The sequence below is a fragment of the Streptomyces sp. NPDC044061 genome (assembly GCF_056434305.1).
Genome location: NZ_JBWKFL010000025.1, coordinates 109333 through 128396, shown reverse-complemented (window position 1 = coordinate 128396; position 19064 = coordinate 109333). Strand labels below are relative to the sequence as shown.

The following is a 19064-nucleotide window of genomic DNA, read 5'->3' as shown; positions in this document are numbered from 1 at the left end:
GCCCCTTCCCCGTGCCCGGAGGGTCAGGCCAGCAGTTCCACCTCCGCCAGCGCCGACTCGCCGTCGAGCACCAGTCGGTACTTCGTGTACGAGCCCGGTGCGGCGATGGTGAACGCCCGGGTCTGGCGGTCCCACGTGAACGTTTCACCGGAGCGGTGGTCCAGCGTCTTCCACGCGGTGCCGTCCGTGGAGCCCTGCAGGGTCCAGCCGGCCGGCGCCTTCGTGTGGTCCGCCGACGAGGTCAGCGTGTACTGGACGGCCCGGGTGGCCGCGCCGACCGGAAGGTCCACCGAGGTGACCGTGGCGCTCGTCCCCGAGGTGTTGTCGAACAGGGCGCCGTCACCCTTCAGCACGTCCGCGCGGGGCGTCGGCACCTTGTCGTCCTGGGTGATGGAGACCGGGGCCGCGTTCCTGCCGCTGCCCCAGGTGGAGGGTTTGGACCCCATGAAGAACTCCAGCACCCCGCCCTTGGCCAGCAGCGAGTGGGGGAGCGAAGTGGACGTCCAGGGACGGCCGTTGACCTTGACACCCTGCACGTACAGGTTCTTCGCGCTGTTGCGCGGAGCCTTGATCACCAGGTCCCGGCCGTTCTCCAGGTGCACGGTCGCCTTCTTGAACAGCGGGGAGCCGATGGCGTACGCGCCGCTGCCCATGACCAGCGGGTAGAAGCCGAGCGAGGAGAAGAGGTACCAGGCCGACTGCTCGCCGTTGTCCTCGTCGCCGTGGTAGCCCTGCCCGATCTCGCTGCCCGTGTAGAGGCGGGACAGCGCCTCGCGGACATCGGCCTGAGCCTTCCAGGGCTCGCCGGCCGCGTCGTACATGTAGATCACGTGGTGCGCGACCTGGTTGGAGTGGCCGTACATGCCCATCCGGACGTCCCGGGCCTCGGTCATCTCGTGGATGACACCGCCGTACGAACCGACGTAGTCCGGCGAGGCCGTCTCCGGGGTGGCGAAGTACTCGTCGAGCTTCTCCGCGAGTCCCTGCCTGCCGCCGTACAGGTTGGCCAGGCCCCGGCTGTCCTGCGGGGCGGTGAAGGCGTAGCCCCAGCCGTTGGTCTCCGTGTAGTCGTAGCCCCACACGCGCGGGTCGTACTTCGAGGAGTCCAGGCGCCAGTCGCCCTTCGCGTCACGACCCTGGAAGAAGCCCGCCTTGGAGTCGAAGAGGTTCACGTAGTCCTGGGCGCGGTTGAGGAAGTACTGCGACTCCTCCTTGTAGCGCTTCTCGCCCGTCTTCCTGTACAGCGCCTCGCCCATCCTGGCGATGCCGTAGTCGTTGACGTAGCCCTCCATCGCCCACGACAGGCCCTCGTGGGTGTCGGTGCTGGTGTAGCCGAGGAACGGCGAGGTGCTCATGCCCTTGCGGCCCACGCCCGAGGACGGCGGGACGACGGTGGCGTTCTTGACCGCCGCGTCGTACGCCGCCTTCGCGTCGAAGCCCACGCCCTTGACGTACGCGTCGGCGAACGCAACGTCCGAGGAGGTGCCGGTCATCAGGTCCGCGTACCCGGGGGAGGACCAACGGGAGGTCCAGCCGCCGTCCTTGTACTGCTGCACGAACCCGTCGACCATCTCGCCCGCCTGGGACGGGGTCAGGAAGGAGTAAGCCGGCCACGTGGTGCGGTAGGTGTCCCAGAAGCCGTTGTTGACGTACACCTTGCCGTCGACGATCTTCGCGCCGGTGTGCGTCGGGGTGTCCGGACCCGGCATGGGGGAGAAGGGCGAGGCGTACCGGTACTTGCCTCCGACCTCCTCGAAACCGGAGTTCGGGTACAGGTACAGCCGGTACATGTTGGAGTACAGCGTGGTCAGCTGGTCCGGGGTCGCGCCCTCCACCTCGACCTTGCCGAGCAGCTTGTCCCAGGTGTGCTGGGCCTGCTTCCGCACCGTGTCGAAGGAGGTGCCGCCCGGGATCTCCTGGCCCAGGTTGTCCTTCGCCTGGTCGACGCTGATCAGGGAGGTGGCCAGGCGCAGCGTGACCGTGCGGTCGGCGCCCGCGTCGAAGCGCAGATAGCCCTTCACACCGCTCGACCCGCCGTCCTTCACCGGCTTGTCGAACTCGCCGTACACGAACAGACGGGTGGCGCCCGTCGACAGACCGGACTTCACGTCGGAGTAGCCGGTGACGACGCCGTGCTCCTTGTCCAGGGTCAGGCCCGCCTGCTCGGTGACGTTGTCGAACAGGACGCTCGCGTCGTCGCCCGGGTAGGTGAAGCGCAGCGCCGCCGCGTGGTCGGTCGGTGCTATCTCGGCCTTCAGGCCGTTCTCGAACCGGACGCCGTAGTAGTACGGCCGCGCGGTCTCGTTCTCGTGCCGGAAGGCCAGTTGCCGTGCCTCACGCCCGGTGTCCGGGGTGCCGGACGCGGCGGAGGGCATGAGCTGGAAGGTCTGCCGGTCACCCATCCAGGGGCTGGGCTCGTGGCTCGCGCTGAACGCCTGGATCGTGGGCAGGTTGTCGTCGTTGTTCGCACGTGCGTACTCGTACAGCCAGCTCAGCGAGGACGCGTTCGTCACCGGCGTCCAGAAGTTGAACCCGTGCGGGAGTGCCGTCGCCGGGAAGTTGTTGCCGCGTGAGAAGCTGCCGCTGGAGTTGGTGCCGCGGGTCGTGAGCGCGTAGTCCGACAGGTGCGCCTTCGGCTTCTCGGGGGCCGCCCGCCGGAGCGAGACGTCGTCTATCCAGCCCCGGAACTTGGCCGGCCCGTCCGGGGAGTCGTACGCCACGAGTATCCGGTCGACCGTCTTGCCGGCCGCCACCGAACCGATCCGCGAGGCCACGTCGTTCCACTGGTTGACGTACAGCACCTTCGCCTCGCCCTGCCCGCGCGGCGACAGCGGGAAGCCGTGCTGGTCGAGCGCGCCGAGGTCGCTCAGGTAGGTGCCGTCGGTGAAGGCCAGGTCCACGGAGACGTCGGTGGCGTCGTAGTCGCGGTCGCCGTCGGCCATCGACGGGAAGATGCGGTACGACAGCTGCGTGTCGGTGCCGACCTTCACGTTCACGTCGAAGACCCTGTTGGACGAGTACGCCCGCCCGGCCGCCGTGTGCCGCCCGGCGTAGCGCAGCGCCCGCTTTCCGGTGAAACCGGCCCGCGCCTTGGCCGTCGGCGAACCGTTCGGGCCCTTGTCGACCAGCGACAGCATGTCCTGCGGCACCGGGCCGCCTCCGCCGCCGGTGGAGAACTGCACATCGGCGAGCTGCAGGATGTCCGAGGCGCCGTGGTTCTTCGTCACGTCCAGCCGGAAGTGCTGGTACTCGGCCGGGTCGGCGAGGTCGTACGCCTTCGTCTGGAACCGCTCCGGGAAGGACTCGCCCGAGCGGGTGTCGATCGTCTTCCAGTCCTTGCCGTCCGTGGAGCCCTGGAGCGTCCAGTCCTCGGGGTCGCGCTCGTCGTAGTCGTTGGCCGAGGTGAGCGCGTACGTCACCAGCTTGATGGGCTTGTCCAGGTCGAACTCGACCCAGCCGGTGGGCTGGAACGTCAGCCACTTGGTGCCGGGCTCGCCGTCGGCGAGGTTCTCCTTCACCTCGCCGGCGCCGGAGTTCTCGCCGCTGGCCCGGACCTCGGTCACATGATCGGTGACATTGCCCGGAATGCCCGTGCTGTACCCACCGTCCACGCCCGACGCGCGCTTGGTGCCGTCCGGTCCCGTGTCGACGGTGTTCAGCCAGTCGGGCGCGGGATCACCCGCCTCGAACGAGGACGCGAACTCCCGGTCGGGCGCCGGTCCCTGCCCGGGCAGGGCGACCGCGGCGCCCTGTGCCCCGACGGCCATGACAAAGGCGGCCGTGAGAACGACCGCCGTACCGTATCTGTGCCGAGCTCTCCGCTGCATGTACGGATTCCCTCCCTGCGCCGGCTGTGGACAACGTTGTCAACTTCGGGGCGCAGGAACCAGTAGGGCGTCAAGTGGCCCATGATGTCAAGGGTGTTGGGTGTGGCATTCAGGGGCCTATGTCGGGAATTTTTCTCGCGGAGCGCTCACAGGGACCTCATATTTCCAAGAGGTCTCAACTCGGAAAAGACCCATGGCCAACCTTGCATTCGATCTTGCTCCGCTGGCGGGAAGTGGACTATACCTGTCGGCGTTTCCCCCGCATGACCCTGCACTACCCGACCGCGGTGCCGGGAGGATCCGGTTCACCGCCTGAGTCCTGGAGAAGGCGAGGACTTGAGCATGGGATCCACTGCGCACCACGGTGGCGAAGGCGTCGGCCGCCGCGATCTGATCAAGCGTTCGGCCGCGCTCGGCCTGGTCGCGGCCCCCGGAATGGGGCTGCTGTCCGCCTGCGCGAGCAGCGGCGGCGACGGACAGGACAAGGCGAAGACGGGCAAGAAGACCGCGAAGAACCCGCTCGGCGTCAACGAGAGCGCCAAGATGGAGTTCGTCCTCTTCGACGGCGGCTTCGGCAAGGAGTACGCCCAGGACGCCGTGAAGATCTACCAGAAGGACTTCCCCAAGGCCACGGTGAAGTTCGCCGCCACCCAGAAGATCCAGTCCACCCTGCAGCCCCGCTTCAACCAGGGCAACCCGCCGGACCTCATCGACAACTCCGGCGCCGAACAGATGGACATGGGCGTCCTGGTCGGCAAGAACCAGCTGGCGGACCTCACCCCGCTGCTGGACGCGCCGTCGTACGACGACCCCGGCAAGAAGGTCCGCGACACGCTGCGCCCCGGCATCGTGGAGATGGGCCAGTTCGACGGCAAGCCGGTCTGGATCCTGTACTACGCCTACACCGTCTACGGCGTCTGGTACTCGCAGAAGGCCCTGGACTCCCTCGACGAGAAGTACCCGGAGACCTGGGACGAGATGCTCAAGGTCTGCGAGAAGGCCAAGAAGAAGGGCATGGCGGGCTGGACGTACGCGGGCAAGTACCCGTACTACGTCCCCTTCTCGCTGTACCCGATGATCGGCAAGGTCGGCGGCCGCGAGGTGCTGGACGCCATCGACAACCTGGAGCCGAACGCCTGGAAGCACCCGGCGGTCAAGGCGTGTTTCGAGGCCTACTACGAGCTCTACAAGAAGGGCTACATCCTCAGGGGCACCCCGGGCCTGGACCACATCCAGTCGCAGACCGCCTGGGCCAAGGGCAAGGCGCTGTTCATCCCGAACGGCTCCTGGGTGGAGAACGAGTCGGCCAACGTCATCCCCGCCGACTTCAACCTCGCCGTCTCCGCGCCCACCGGCATCGACAGCTCCGACAAGCTGCCGTTCGGCACCATCTGGGCCTCCGGCGGTGAGCCCTTCGTCGTCCCGGCCAAGGCGGCGAACGCCGAGGGCGGCATGGAGCAGCTGCGCATCATGCTCTCCGAGGCGTCCTCGAGGAACTTCACCGCCAAGGTGAAGTCGCTGACCGCGTACAACGGCGGCACCACCGGCATCACCCTCACCCCGGGTCTGAAGTCGGGCGTGGCGGCGCTGGACAAGGCCGGATCCAACGTGGTGAATCCGCGTCTCCAGGACTGGTACGTGCAGCTGCAGAAGGAGAAGATCGGTGTGGCCGGTCTCGGCGAGATGATGGCCGGCCGGCTCACCCCGGCCGAGGCCATCAAGAAGATCCAGGGCTTCGCCGACGAGGCCGCGAAGGACACGTCCATCAAGCACTACAAGCACCAGTAACCAGCACCTCTACAGCACCGGAGTGGCGATGCAGCACGGCAAGTACCGGTTCATTGTGGGGTTTCTGGCACTGCCCCTGGGACTGTACGCGCTCTTCGTGGTGTGGCCGTTCATCCAGTCGATCTACTACTCGTTCACGGACTGGACCGGCCTGAGCCCCGAATTCAAGATGGTCGGCTTCGACAACTACAAGAGGATGTTCGACGACGACATCTTCTGGAAGTCGTTGCAGCACAGTCTGCTGTTCGCCCTGGTGCTCCCGCTGGTGACGATCAGTCTGGCGCTGTTCTTCGCCTTCATGATCAATGTGGGCGGACGGCGGAGAAGGGGCGGCCCCGTGGTCTCCGGAGTGCGGGGCTCCTCCTTCTACAAGATCGTCTATTTCTTCCCGCAGGTCCTGTCCATCGCGATCGTGTCGCTGCTGTTCGCCTTCGCGTACAACCCGGACAGCGGTGCGATCAACTCACTTCTGCGCGGGATCGGCCTGGACGGCGTCCAGCCGCTGTGGCTGGGCGATCCGAGCCTCGCGCTGTGGTGCGTGATGGCGGTGCTCGTGTGGTCCACGGTCGGCTTCTTCGTGGTCCTGTTCTCCGCCGGCATGGCGTCGATCCCGGCCGAGCTGTACGAGGCGGCCCTGCTGGACGGCGCGAGCCGCTTCACCACGTTCTTCCGCATCACCCTGCCGCTGCTGTGGGACACCGTGCAGTCCGGCTGGGTCTACATGGGCATCCTCGCGCTCGGCGCCGAGTCGTTCGCGGTCGTACAGATCATGACGACCGGGCCGGGCGGTCCCGACTACTCGACCACCGTCATGGTCCTGTACGTGTACCAGAAGGCGTTCCGGGACGGTCAGGCCGCCTACGCCACCACCATCGGAGTCGCCCTGCTCGTCGTCACCCTCGCCTTCGCGGCGATCGTGATGCGGCTGGGCCGTCGCGAGCGGCTGGAGTACTGAAGCGATGAAGACGACCGAGACCCCCGCTCCGCTGCCGGCCGAGTCCGGCGCGACCGTCTCCAAGATCGACACGGCGCCGGCCGAGCGGCCGTCCGGGCAGAAGAAGGAAGGCGGCGTCCTCAACGTCTTCTCCCACGGCATCCTGATCCTCTGGGCGATCATGGTGGTCATGCCGCTGGTGTGGGCGGTGATGACGTCCTTCAAGGACGACAGCTCCATCTTCGGCTCGCCCTGGTCCCTGCCGGACAAGCTGCACTTCGACAACTGGTCGCGGGCGTGGACCGACGCCAACATGAGCGACTACTTCCTGAACACCATCCTGGTGGTGGGCGGGTCGCTCATCGGCACCCTGGTCCTCGGCTCCATGGCGGCCTACGTCCTGGCGCGCTTCGACTTCCCCGGCAACCGCTTCATCTACTTCCTGTTCATCGGCGGCATGAGTTTTCCGATCATGCTGGCGCTGGTCCCGCTGTTCTACGTCGTGAACAACATGGGCCTGCTGAACACGATCCACGGCCTGATCCTGGTCTACATCGCGTACTCACTGCCGTTCACGGTCTTCTTCCTCACGGCCTTCTTTCGCACGCTGCCCACATCGGTGGCCGAAGCGGCCTTCGTCGACGGCGCGTCGCACACCCGTACGTTCTTCCAGATCATGCTGCCGATGGCCAAGCCGGGCCTGATCAGCGTGGGCATCTTCAACTTCCTGGGCCAGTGGAACCAGTACATGCTCCCCACGGTCCTCAACACCGACCCCGACAAGCGCGTCCTCACCCAGGGCCTGGTCCAGCTGGCGGTCAGCCAGGGCTACAAGGGCGACTGGTCCGGCCTCTTCGCGGGCCTGGTGATGGCGATGCTGCCGGTCCTGGCGGCGTACATCGTCTTCCAGCGTCAGGTGGTGGCGGGGCTCACCGCGGGGGCGCTGAAGTAGCCGGGCGGCGGGCGCGGACACCCCGGGCCCGCCTTCAGCAGGCGTCCTCCTCGGCCCGCACCCATGCCAGCTGTTCCTCGGTCAGCGGGGGAGTGAACCCCGCCGGGAACATGAGCATCAGGGGCTGCGGCCACATGTTCTCGAGCCCGTGCTCCTGGCAGTGCAGGGCGACGAGATGCCGCCCCTGCCCGCAGGCCCCGCGCCGGTAGTCGCGGTCGTGCGTCCGGCAGACGTACCAGAAGGCCGAGCAGTCGTCGTCATCGCCCGGCTCGTGAAAGCCGGGATCGCTGACGATCACGGTCACGGGGTCCTGCGGATCGAACCGGGGAATGGGCCGCGGATCACACCACACGAGTCGGGATGGCAGCACGCCCCCATTCTGCCCCGCGTCCGCCTACCGCGGGCCTGGGCCTGGGCCTGGGCCGGGGGTCGTCCTCGGAGGCTGCTCTGTGAGGCCGCCCCGGGCTCCCGGGGCTGCCCTGTCCGGAGGTCGGGCTGACGGTCCCTGTCGCCCCCATGGGGGGGCGGGCCGATGGTTCTGGGGTTGCCTGGATGGGGTCCGGGGGGCCGGGCGTGGGTGCTGCGTATGGGGGTCGGCCTACGGTTCTGGGTGCTGCGTATGGGGGTCGGGCGGCCGGGGCTGGGCGGTGCGTATGGGGGCGGGCCGATGGTTCTGGGGTTGCCTGGATGGGGGTCGGGGGGCCGGGCGTGGGTGCTGCGTATGGGGGTCGGGGGGTCGGGTCTGGGCGGTGCGTATGGGGGGCGGGCCGACGGTTCCGGGGTTGCGCGCATGGAGGTCGGGCGGCCGGGCCTGGGTGCTCCACACGGAGGTCGGGCGGCCGGGTCCGGGTGCTCCACACGGAGGTCGAGCGGCCGGTCCCAGGGGCCCTGTGTGGAGGTGGGGCGGTCGGTCCTCGGGTGCCCCGCGTGGAGGTCCTCAGCACCCCGCGCATCCGGGCTGGCGGCCCTCCGCACGGCGCTCTGCGCGTCCCGTGTGCGGAGATGCCGTACCCACACGCCTTCAGCCGCGCCCGTCGGCCCCGGCGGTGCCGTGCCCCGGCGTGTCCGTCGCACCGCCCCGTCCCGGGCTGCGGCCTCGTCCGGCGTGCGTGGCCCTTGTCCGGGCTTGCGGGGGCTGCATGCGTCCTTCACCCTCCGTGAGCCCCGGGCTGCGAGGTCCGCACGGTGCCCCCTGTCTCGGGCTGCGAGTCCCGCATGGTGCCTTTGCCCCCTGGGCCTCGGGCTGCGAGTCCCGCACGGTGCCCTTGCCCCCGAGCCCCCGTCGCACCACGACCTCCCTGTCGCCGGCCCGCTCCACCCACCCAGGCGCCCCTGGAGCCCCTCGACTCCGCCCTCCCTTTTCCCGCCCCGTTCGCAACCGCGATTCGCACGGACATCACTCCAGCCCCTCTCTTCCCTCCTTCCTCACCCGCTTCCCGCTCCGCTTCCCGGATTCCGCGACTGAACGAAACGGCGGCGTTCGTTCCGACCCCGGCATCACAACCCGTGGATCCCTCCCAGAACCCCCTCGGAACCCCCTCGGAACCTCCTTCTTCCCTGCTCGGGAGTGGCGGGGACGTGTCCTCGGGGTGTCCTGGGCGGAACGTGTGAAGTGACAGCGATTTCCGTCAAGGACTTGACGGCGGTAACCCGTACAGCCGAGCTTGGAGTTCATAACTTGTAAGTGGCCCGGTTCCGCAGATGTGACCTGGGCCACGGGCGGCACAGGGGCCGCCCGGCCGATGGCGGGAGTGGATGGGTCGATGGAGACTCCGGGGTCGCAGTCGTCGCTGCACCGAGCCAACCTGGAACGAGTCGTACGAGCAGTGCGGCTGGCCGGGTCGCTCACGCAGGCGGAGATCGCGCGGACGACCGGCCTGTCCGCCGCCACGGTCTCCAACATCGTGCGGGAGCTGAAGGACGGCGGGACCGTGGAGGTCACGCCCACGTCCGCGGGCGGCCGGCGGGCCCGCAGCGTCTCGCTCAGCGGGGACGCCGGCATCGTGATCGGTGTCGACTTCGGGCACACCCACCTACGCGTCGCGATCGGGAACCTCGCGCACCAGGTGCTGGCCGAGGAGTCCGAGCCGCTGGACGTCGACGCCTCCTCCACGCAGGGCTTCGACCGGGCGGAAGAGCTGGTCGATCGCCTGATCGCAGCAACGGGCGTCGACCGGTCCAAGGTGGCGGGCGTCGGTCTCGGTGTGCCCGGTCCGATCGACGTGGAGTCGGGGACCCTGGGGTCCACCTCGATCCTGCCGGGCTGGGGCGGCACCAAGCCCGCCGAGGAGCTGCGGGAGCGCCTCGGTGTGCCCGTGCACGTGGACAACGACGCCAACCTGGGCGCCCTCGGCGAGCTGGTCTGGGGCAGCGGCAAGGGCGTCCGTGATCTTGCCTACATCAAGGTCGCCAGCGGTGTCGGCGCGGGTCTGGTGATCAATGGCAAGATCTACCGCGGCCCGGGTGGCACGGCTGGTGAAATCGGACATATTACACTCGATGAATCCGGCCCGGTCTGCCGTTGCGGGAACCGTGGCTGCCTGGAGACCTTCACGGCGGCGCGCTATGTGCTCCCGCTGCTCCAGTCCAGCCACGGCACCGACCTGACGATGGAAGGTGTCGTACGGCTGGCCAGGGACGGAGACCCGGGCTGTCGTCGGGTGATCGCCGACGTCGGCCGCCACATCGGCAGTGGAGTGGCCAATCTCTGCAACCTTCTGAACCCGAGCCGGGTGGTCCTCGGTGGTGATCTCGCCGAGGCCGGAGAGCTCGTTCTCGGGCCCATCAGGGAGTCCGTCGGCCGCTACGCCATTCCCAGTGCGGCGCGCCAACTGTCCGTTCTCCCAGGGGCACTTGGGGGCCGTGCGGAGGTGCTCGGAGCGCTCGCTCTCGCGCTCAGCGAGATGGGCGATTCGACCCTCTTGGACGGTTCTGTCGCCGGCGCCTTGTCTGCGGCCACCCCTGCCTTCACTTAGAGAACGGATGGCACCGTTGCCATCTCGTTAAGGATTTACTTCTTGACGTCGCACGTGTGGCCGAGTTGACTTCCAGCCACCTCGGCCGCAACGACGCGGCCTCGTCAGGGAGGTTTACAGAGTGAACACGCGTATGCGTCGTGCCGCCGTTGCCGTTGCCGCTGGTGCCATGGCCGTTTCCTTGGCCGCCTGTGGCAGCGCCAAGGAGTCCAAGGGCACCGACAGCTCTTCCTCGGCATCCGCCAAGAAGGGCGACAACATCAAGGTCGGTCTCCTGCTTCCGGAGAACAAGACCGCCCGCTACGAGAAGTTCGACAAGCCGCTGATCGAGAAGAAGATCAAGGAGCTGACGAACGGCAAGGCGGACTTCCAGTACAACAACGCCCGTCAGGACGCGAACCTGCAGGCTCAGCAGGTCGACACCATGATCACCAACAAGGTGGACGTCCTGATCCTGGACGCGGTGGACGCCAAGGCCATCCAGAACTCCGTCCAGAAGGCCGTGGACGCCGGCATCAAGGTCGTCGCCTACGACCGCCTCGCCGAGGGCCCGATCAGCGCCTACACCTCGTTCGACAACGAGGAGGTCGGCAAGACCCAGGGCGAGGCCCTGCTGAAGGCGCTGGGCGGCAAGGCCACCAAGTCCTCCAAGATCGTCATGATCAACGGCTCGGTCACCGACCCGAACGCCGCCCAGTTCAAGAAGGGCGCGCACTCCGTCCTCGACGGCAAGGTCACCGTCGCCAAGGAGTACGACACCAAGGAGTGGTCGCCGGACAACGCCAACTCCGAGATGGAGTCGGCGATCTCCGCGGTCGGCAAGGGCAAGATCGCGGGTGTCTACTCCGCCAACGACGGCATGGCCGGCGGTATCATCACCGCCCTCAAGGCCGCGGGCCTGAGCGTCCCGGTCACCGGCCAGGACGCCGAGCTGGCCGGTGTGCAGCGCATCGTCGCCGGTGAGCAGTACATGAGCGTCTACAAGCCGTACGCCCCCGAGGCCGACGCCGCCGCCGAGATGGCCGTCGCGCTCGCCAAGGGCGAGAGCCTGAGCTCCGTCGCCAAGGACAAGGTCTCCTCCGGCTCCGCCAAGGACGTCCCGTCGGTCCTGGTCCCGGTCACCGCGCTGACCAAGGACAACATCAACGACACCGTCATCAAGGACGGCGTCTACACGGCCGCCGACATCTGCACGGGCAAGTACAAGTCCGCCTGCGACAAGCTCGGTATCAAGTAAGCAGCAAGTCCCTTCCCAAGTACGGGCATTCGTCCTTGAATGCCCCTACGGGACTGGACGAACTGCCCAAAGGCTCCTCCGGTGCCCCGCGCAATCAGACAGCCCCGCAAGCTCGGCGCGGGGCGCCGGACGGAAACTCCCCCATACTTCTGCACAACCTCCCGCCGGGTCAGGCGGCGAAGGAGATGGTTCACGTGTCCGCTACGCCCGTGCTGGCGTTGCGCGGGGTCTCCAAGCGGTTCGGTGCCGTTCAGGCGCTCACCGACGTAGAGCTTGAGGTCCACGCCGGTGAGGTGGTCGCCCTGGTGGGCGACAACGGTGCCGGAAAGTCCACGCTGGTCAAGACGATCGCCGGCGTGCACCCCATCGACGAGGGCGTCATCGAGTGGGACGGCAAGGCCGTCTCCATCAGCCGCCCGCACGATGCCCAGGCCCTGGGCATCGCGACGGTCTACCAGGACCTCGCGCTGTGCGACAACATCGACGTCGTCGGCAACCTGTTCCTCGGCCGTGAGCTGAGGAAGTGGGGCGTCCTGGACGAGGTCGAGATGGAGCGCCGCTCCCGCGAGCTGCTCACCACGCTCTCGATCCGCATCCCGAGCGTGCGCATCCCGATCGCCTCGCTCTCCGGCGGTCAGCGCCAGACCGTGGCCATCGCCCGCTCCATGCTCGGCGACCCGCAGCTGGTCATCCTCGACGAGCCCACCGCGGCCCTCGGTGTCGAGCAGACCGCCCAGGTCCTCGACCTGGTGGAGCGCCTGCGTGAGCGCGGTCACGCCGTCATCCTCATCAGCCACAACATGGCGGACGTGAAGGCGGTGGCCGACAAGGTCGCCGTCCTGCGCCTCGGCCGCAACAACGGCGTCTTCGAGGTCAAGTCGACCTCACAGGAGGACATCATCTCCGCCATCACCGGCGCCACCGACAACGCCGTGACCCGCCGTGCGGCGCGCACGAACGGGGAGGTTTCCAAGTGAGCATCGACAAGACCTCCGCGAACGTGGACGAGACTCCCGACGCGCCCGTCGTGAACCCCGAGGCCGCGGCCGCCGCGGTCACCGCGGTCGACCCGCGTCTGCTGGTGCGCGAGCAGGGCCTGCTCGGCTACTGGACCGAGTTCAAGCGCAAGATCAAGGCCGGCGAGCTGGGTTCCATCCCGGTCGTCGTGGGCCTCGCGATCATCTGCGTCATCTTCCAGGTGCTGAACTCCGAGTTCCTCTCGGCGCAGAACATCAGCAACATCACGGTCACGATGGTCGGCACGGGCATGATCTCCGTGGGCATCGTCTTCGTGCTGCTGCTCGGCGAGATCGACCTGTCGGTCGGCTCGGTCAGCGGCGCGGCCAGCGCCCTCGCCGCCGTACTGACGGTGAACCAGGGCTGGCCCGAGTGGCTGGCCGTGCTCGTCGCCATCGCCGTCGGTGCCGCCATCGGCTCCCTGCACGGCTTCTTCTTCGCGGTGCTCGGCGCTCCCGCCTTCGCCGTGACCCTGGCGGGCCTGCTGTTCTGGCTGGGCTTCATGCTGAAGGTGCTCGGCGAGGACGGCACGATCAACCTCGACAGCGACGGTCTGATCGGCAAGCTGACCACGTACACCTTCACGGACGTGGCCGCCGCCTACGGGCTCGCGGTCGTCGTGGTCGCCGTGTTCTTCGTCTCCTCCTTCCTCGGCAACCGGCGCCGGGAGGCCGCGGGCGTCCCGTCCCGGCCGCTCAGCGACACGGTCCTGCGCACGGCTCTGCTGGCCGTGGTCTCCTTCGCCGCGGCCTACCTGTACAACCAGTACAAGGGCCTGCCGCTGGCCACGGTGATCTTCCTCGCCTTCCTGGTCGCCACCGACTTCGTGCTGCGGCGCACCTCGTACGGCCGTAAGATCTTCGCGCTCGGTGGCAGCGTGGAGGCCTCCCGCCGTGCGGGCATCAACGTCACCGCGGTGCGGATCTCCGTGTTCGCCATCTCGGGCGGGTTCGCGGCGATCGGCGGTCTGTTCCTGGCCTCGAAGATCGCCTCCGCCAACCAGAGCGCGGGCACCGGTGACCTGCTGATGAACGCGATCGCCGCCGCCGTCATCGGTGGTACGTCGCTGTTCGGCGGTCGTGGCCGTACCTGGAACGCGCTGCTCGGCGTGCTGGTGATCGTGTCCATCCAGTACGGTCTGCAGCTGGAGTCCATCGCGGAGCCGGTGAAGTACATGATCACCGCCGCGGTTCTGCTGACCACCGTGGTCATCGACTCGATCACCCGGAAGACGCAGAAGACCGCAGGGCGCGCATAGCGCTCCTGAGGCAGTGACAGTTGCCCGGTGCCTGCGAAGGCGCCGGGCACTGTCGTGTCCCGCAAACACGGAACATTAGACTCGACAAGCCCGGCAACAGCTCGATCAGCTCTACTGCAAGGAGGCACGGGTGCCGCTGCTGACCCGCATCAGGGGACCGCGCGATCTGGACCGGCTCAGCCTGGAGGAGCTGGACCAGCTGGCAGAGGAGATCCGGACCTTCCTCGTCGACGCCGTTTCCAAGACTGGCGGCCACCTCGGCCCCAACCTGGGTGTGGTCGAGCTCACCATCGCCCTGCACCGCGTCTTCGAGTCCCCGAAGGACAAGGTCCTGTGGGACACGGGGCACCAGTCCTACGTGCACAAGCTGCTCACCGGCCGGCAGGACTTCTCCCGGCTGAAGATGAAGGGCGGCCTGTCGGGCTACCCCTCGCAGGCCGAGTCCGAGCACGACGTCATCGAGAACAGCCACGCCTCCACGGTCCTCGGCTGGGCCGACGGCATCGCCAAGGCGAACGAGCTGAAGAAGCGGGACAGCCATGTCGTCGCGGTCATCGGTGACGGGGCGCTGACCGGCGGCATGGCCTGGGAGGCGCTGAACAACATCGCCGAGGCCAAGGACCGCCCGCTCGTCATCGTCGTCAACGACAACGAGCGCTCCTACGCGCCGACCATCGGCGGCCTCGCCAACCACCTGGCGACCCTGCGCACGACCGACGGCTACGAGCGCTTCCTCGCCCGGACGAAGGACATCCTCGACCGCACCCCGGTCGTCGGAAAGCCGCTGTACGAGACCCTGCACGGCGCCAAGAAGGGGCTGAAGGACTTCATCGCCCCGCAGGGCATGTTCGAGGACCTGGGCCTGAAGTACGTCGGCCCGATCGACGGGCACGACATCGAGGCGCTGGAGTCGGCGCTGTCCCGGGCCAAGCGGTTCGGCGGGCCGGTCATCGTGCACTGCCTGACCGAGAAGGGCCGCGGCTACCAGCCCGCCCTCCAGGACGAGGCCGACCGCTTCCACGCCGTCGGCAAGATCCACCCGGACACCGGCCTGCCGATCGCCTCCTCGGGCGCCGACTGGACCTCCGTGTTCGGCGAGGAGATGGTCCGGCTCGGTGAGGAGCGCGAGGACGTCGTCGCCATCACCGCGGCCATGCTCCAGCCGGTCGGCCTGGACCGGTTCGCCAAACGGTTCCCGGAGCGGGTGTACGACGTCGGCATCGCCGAGCAGCACGGTGCCGTCTCCGCCGCGGGCCTCGCGCACGCCGGTGTGCACCCCGTCTTCGCCGTCTACGCCACCTTCCTCAACCGCGCCTTCGACCAAGTCCTGATGGACGTGGCCCTGCACAGGTGCGGGGTGACCTTCGTGCTGGACCGGGCCGGCGTCACCGGCACCGACGGCGCCTCCCACAACGGCATGTGGGACATGTCGATCCTGCAGGTCGTGCCCGGGCTGCGGCTCGCCGCCCCGCGTGACGCCGACCAGGTGCGGGCACAGCTGCGCGAGGCCGTCGCCGTCGAGGACGCGCCGACCGTGGTGCGCTTCTCCAAGGGCGCCGTCGGCCCCGCCGTACCGGCCGTGGGCCGCGTCGGCGGCATGGACGTGCTGCGCGAGCCGGGCACCGACCGGCCGGACGTGCTGCTGGTGTCCGTGGGTGCGCTCGCCCCGATGTGCCTGGAGGTCGCCGGCCTGCTCGACAAGCAGGGCATCTCCACCACCGTCGTCGACCCGCGCTGGGTCAAGCCCGTGGACGAGGCGATGGCCCCGCTCGCCGAGCGGCACCGGGTCGTCGTCACCGTCGAGGACAACAGCCGCGTCGGCGGTGTCGGCTCCGCTATCGCCCAGGCCCTCAGGGACGCGGGCGTGGACGTGCCGCTGCGCGACTTCGGCATCCCGCCGCGCTTCCTCGACCACGCCTCGCGCGCCGAGGTCATGTCCGAGATCGGGCTGACCGCGCCCGACATCGCCCGCCAGGTCACCGGTCTGGTCTCCAAGCTGGACGGCCGGTTCGACCGTACGGCCGAGGCGGTCGACTCCGTGGAGCCCGCGCGCGACTAGCCGAAACACGGCCCGACGGGCCGGTTCCGCCCCTGTTTGCGGTGGCGGAACCGGCCCGTCTGCGTGAACCTGCCTGTGCCGGGGCATACGCATCCCCAGCCCTCTCGATCATGTCGAGGACGACGAGCGTGTGGGAGGTAGGCCCGTGAGCAGCACCCTCTTGAGAACGAAGAAGGTCGAGCAGTCCATCCTCGACACGGAGGAACCCGAGCACGCGCTCAAGAGATCCCTCTCCGCCCTGGACCTGACCGTCTTCGGCGTCGGTGTCATCATCGGCACCGGCATCTTCGTGTACACCGGTTCGGTCGCGAAGACGACCGCGGGCCCCGCGATCTCCCTTTCCTTCGTCGCCGCGGGTGTCGCCTGCGCCCTCGCCGCGCTCTGCTACGCGGAGTTCGCCTCCACCGTGCCGGTGGCGGGGTCCGCGTACACGTTCTCGTACGCCTCGATCGGCGAGCTGCCGGCCTGGATCATCGGCTGGGACCTGGTCCTCGAGTTCGCGCTGGGCACGGCGGTGGTCGCCGTCGGCTGGTCCGGCTACTTCCGCTCGTTCCTGGTCAACAACATCGGCTGGCAGGTTCCCGACGTGCTGGGCGGACGGGACGGCGCGTCCGGCTTCGGCTTCGACCTGTTCGCCGCCCTGCTGGTCCTGGCGCTGACCGCCGTGCTCGTCGTCGGCATGAAGCTGTCCGCGCGGGTCACCCAGGTGGTCGTGGCGATCAAGCTGGTCGTCGTGTTCATCGTGATCATCGCCGGCGCCTTCATCGTCAACACGGCCAACTACAAGCCGTACATCCCGCCGTCCCAGCCCGAGGCCGCCGGCGGGAGCCTCAAGGCCCCGCTGATCCAGCTGATGTTCGGATGGGCCCCGTCCAGCTTCGGCGTGATGGGCATCTTCACCGGCGCCTCGATCGTGTTCTTCGCCTTCATCGGCTTCGACGTGGTCGCCACCGCCGCCGAGGAGACCCGCAACCCGCAGCGCGACATGCCGCGCGGCATCATCGGCTCGCTGTTCATCTGCACGGTGCTGTACGTGGCGGTCTCGATCGTGGTCACCGGAATGCAGAAGTACACGCAGCTGTCCGTGCAGGCACCGCTCGCGGAGGCCTTCAAGGCCACGGGGCACCCCTGGTACGCGGGTGTGATCAGCTTCGGCGCCACGATCGGCCTGATCACCGTCTGCATGATCCTGCTGCTCGGCCAGACCCGGGTGTTCTTCGCGATGAGCCGCGACGGGCTGCTGCCGCGGTTCTTCTCGCACACCCACCCGCGGTTCAGGACGCCGTACCGGCCGACCATCCTGCTCGGTGTGATCATCGCGATCGTGGCGGGCTTCACCAGCCTCCAGACCCTCGGCGAACTGGTGAACATCGGCACGCTGTTCGCGTTCGTCATCGTCGCGATCAGTGTCATCATCCTGCGCAAGACCCGCCCCGACCTGCACCGGGCGTTCCGCACCCCCTGGGTGCCGGTCCTGCCGGTCCTGTCGGTGTGCGCCTCACTGTGGCTGATGGTCAACCTTCCGGCCGAGACCTGGATCCGGTTCGCCCTCTGGATGGTGATCGGCTTCGTGGTCTACTTCCTCTACGGCCGCACGCACAGCCGACTCGCCCTGTCCGAGCAGGCCCCGGCGGGGGAGGTTCCGGGACCGCCACCCGGAAAGGCCCGGTGACCCGCCGATAGTTCCCCCGGCCCCGTATGTCCTGCTTCACCTGGGAATGCGGGGCCGGATAGCGTGCCGACCATGGTCGCCGTCCCGCTCGCACCCGCACGCACCGTGATCACCCGGACGACGTACTGGGCGCGGCTGATCCCCGCCCTCACGGTTCTGGCCTGCGTCACCAGGGTGCCGTCCTTCGTCCGGCCGGTGTGGAACCCCGACGAGGGCTATCTCGCCGTACAGGCGCGCCTCCTCGCCCAGGGCGGGCACCTGTACGAGACGGTCGTTGACCGCAAGCCGCCCCTGGTGCCCTGGCTCTACGAGGCCGCCTTCGCGGTCTGCGGCTCCGGTTCCCTCGCCCCGGTCCGGGTGCTCGCGGTCCTCGCGCAGGCGCTGACGGCCGTGCTGCTGGCCTCCCTGGCCCGGCGTCGCTGGGGCGACACAGCGGGCCGTACCGCCGGCGTGCTGTACCTGCTGGTGTCGGTCGGGCTCAACCCGGAGGACGCGCAGGCCGCCACCTTCGAGGTGTTCATACTGCCGTGCACGGTGGCCGCCCTGTGGTGCGCGGACCGCGGCCGCTGGGGCGCGGCCGGGGTGGCCGTCGCCTGTGCCTTCCTCACCAAGCAGACCGGAGGGGCGGTGCTGCTGCCGGTGGCGTGGCTGCTGCACCGGGCCGGCACCCCGCGCGCGGGCGCGATGCGGCTCGCGGCCGGGTTCGCCGTGCCGGTCGGGTGCGCGGCCCTGGCCACGGACCCCGCCGGGTTCCTGTTCTGGACGGTCACGGGCTCCGCCGCCTACGCCTCCTTCACCGGCTCCGAACTCCATGTCCTCGGCCGGTGCCTGGCCAACACGGCGCTGTTCGCCGTGGCCTGCGCGGGACTGCTCCCGCCGGTGCTGCGGGCCGTGCGCACCGCCGGCGCGGTGGCCGCCGACCTGTGGTTGTGGCTCGCCTCCTCGGCGGCCGCCGTCGCCCTCGGCTTCCACTTCTTCGGCCACTACTACCTGCAACTCACCCCGCCCGCGGCTCTGCTGGCCACGGCCGCGCTGCGGGTCCTTCCCCGGGAGCGGCTGACGGCCGCGGTCCTCACCTCGGTCTGCTGCTGCGCCCTGTTCCTGACCTGGGGGCTGCTCGCACCGCGCCCCGAACTCGCCCACGCCCAGCGCCTCGCGGCCGCCCTCGCCCACCGCACGGCGTCCGCCGACCGGGTCCTCGTGTGGGGCATGCACCCCGAGACGTACTGGGTGGCCGGGGGCACCCCGGCCAGCCGGGGCCCGACGGAGGGTCTGCTTCCCCACCACAGAGGGGGCCCCGACAGGCCCCAGGTTGTCGAGAAGTACACGGGTGAGGGTGCCCTGC

12 protein-coding genes are annotated in these 19064 nt (G+C 68.7%); 10 read left to right on the top strand and 2 right to left on the bottom strand.

Annotation, left to right across the window (positions count from 1 at the left end; genetic code table 11):
- Window positions 1–23 precede the first annotated feature (23 nt).
- A complete protein-coding gene (locus tag AC07CM_RS33725; protein ID WP_478880277.1) occupies window positions 24–3827 on the bottom strand; it encodes a GH92 family glycosyl hydrolase in 3804 nt (1267 codons plus the stop codon).
- A 342-nt stretch (window positions 3828–4169) separates the two neighbouring features.
- Between AC07CM_RS33725 and ngcE the strand changes: the two genes are divergently transcribed.
- From ngcE to AC07CM_RS33710, 3 genes are read left to right on the top strand one after another with little or no spacing between them, the layout of a single operon-like run.
- The gene (ngcE, locus tag AC07CM_RS33720; RefSeq protein ID WP_478880276.1) at window positions 4170–5615 is read left to right on the top strand and encodes an N-acetylglucosamine/diacetylchitobiose ABC transporter substrate-binding protein; all 1446 of its coding nucleotides are present in this window, start codon (window positions 4170–4172) and stop codon (window positions 5613–5615) included.
- A gap of 28 nt (window positions 5616–5643) precedes the next feature.
- A complete protein-coding gene (locus AC07CM_RS33715) occupies window positions 5644–6570 on the top strand; it encodes a carbohydrate ABC transporter permease (RefSeq protein ID WP_478880275.1) in 927 nt (308 codons plus the stop codon).
- Between the two features lie 4 nt (window positions 6571–6574).
- Window positions 6575–7501 carry a carbohydrate ABC transporter permease gene (locus tag AC07CM_RS33710; protein ID WP_478880274.1) on the top strand — a complete coding sequence of 309 codons (927 nt, stop codon included), beginning with the start codon at window positions 6575–6577 and terminating at the stop codon, window positions 7499–7501.
- Window positions 7502–7535: 34 nt separating this feature from the next.
- On the opposite strand, the gene AC07CM_RS33705 is transcribed toward AC07CM_RS33710, so the two are convergent.
- Window positions 7536–7805 carry a hypothetical protein gene (locus tag AC07CM_RS33705; protein ID WP_478880273.1) on the bottom strand — a complete coding sequence of 90 codons (270 nt, stop codon included), beginning with the start codon at window positions 7803–7805 and terminating at the stop codon, window positions 7536–7538.
- A 1459-nt stretch (window positions 7806–9264) separates the two neighbouring features.
- On the opposite strand from AC07CM_RS33705, the gene AC07CM_RS33700 reads away from it, so the two are divergent.
- The 7 genes from AC07CM_RS33700 to AC07CM_RS33670 all read left to right on the top strand — a co-directional run.
- The gene (locus AC07CM_RS33700) at window positions 9265–10476 is read left to right on the top strand and encodes an ROK family transcriptional regulator (protein ID WP_478880272.1); all 1212 of its coding nucleotides are present in this window, start codon (window positions 9265–9267) and stop codon (window positions 10474–10476) included.
- A 133-nt stretch (window positions 10477–10609) separates the two neighbouring features.
- Window positions 10610–11713, top strand: a complete 1104-nt coding sequence (locus AC07CM_RS33695; RefSeq protein WP_478880288.1) for a sugar ABC transporter substrate-binding protein — start codon at window positions 10610–10612, stop codon at window positions 11711–11713.
- Window positions 11714–11898: 185 nt separating this feature from the next.
- Complete coding sequence (locus AC07CM_RS33690; RefSeq protein WP_478880271.1) at window positions 11899–12690, top strand: ATP-binding cassette domain-containing protein; 792 nt, start codon at window positions 11899–11901, stop codon at window positions 12688–12690.
- Window positions 12687–13988, top strand: coding sequence for a sugar ABC transporter permease (locus tag AC07CM_RS33685; RefSeq protein WP_478880270.1), 1302 nt, complete (start codon window positions 12687–12689; stop codon window positions 13986–13988). Before AC07CM_RS33690 ends, AC07CM_RS33685 begins: the two co-directional genes overlap by 4 nt.
- A gap of 130 nt (window positions 13989–14118) precedes the next feature.
- Window positions 14119–16047, top strand: a complete 1929-nt coding sequence (dxs, locus tag AC07CM_RS33680; RefSeq protein ID WP_478880269.1) for a 1-deoxy-D-xylulose-5-phosphate synthase — start codon at window positions 14119–14121, stop codon at window positions 16045–16047.
- A gap of 145 nt (window positions 16048–16192) precedes the next feature.
- Window positions 16193–17719 carry an amino acid permease gene (locus AC07CM_RS33675; RefSeq protein WP_478880268.1) on the top strand — a complete coding sequence of 509 codons (1527 nt, stop codon included), beginning with the start codon at window positions 16193–16195 and terminating at the stop codon, window positions 17717–17719.
- A 72-nt stretch (window positions 17720–17791) separates the two neighbouring features.
- Window positions 17792–19064 (top strand): ArnT family glycosyltransferase (locus tag AC07CM_RS33670; protein ID WP_478880267.1); only part of this gene is annotated, 1273 nt, incomplete at its 3' end.